At 66.0% G+C, this 332-nt stretch carries 1 pseudogene; it reads left to right on the forward strand.

What is annotated here, in order from left to right:
• Nucleotides 1–117 (forward strand): annotated as a pseudogene (locus tag ABGA94_RS04735) (NADP-dependent isocitrate dehydrogenase); the annotation flags it as partial.
• Nucleotides 118–332 lie beyond the last annotated feature (215 nt).

Here is a 332-nt window from a genome sequence, read left to right on the forward strand (position 1 = left end):
CTGGCCGCGTTCATCGGTGAGCAGATCGCCGATGCCAAGGCCCAGGGCGTGCTGTTCTCGCTGCACCTGAAGGCGACCATGATGAAGGTCTCCGACCCGATCATGTTCGGCGTGGCGGGTACGAGTTCGAGTTCAGTGCGCAGCCAGTGGCTGGCCAGCAGCAACGGCGGGTGTGGCTGCTCGGCCGCTTTCACCGGGGTGGCGGCACAGCGGCGCAGCTTGGCCTGCGAGGACTTGTTCACTTCCACCGAGCTGACCAGTTCCGACGGCAGCAGCGAGTAGCTGACGCTGCGGCCGACGTTGTTGCCCTGGCTGAGCACGAACCAGTCGGC

The organism is Stenotrophomonas sp. 3diitr2024 (genome assembly GCF_042136455.1).
In the GTDB taxonomy this organism is placed as follows: Bacteria; Pseudomonadota; Gammaproteobacteria; order Xanthomonadales; family Xanthomonadaceae; genus Stenotrophomonas; species Stenotrophomonas sepilia.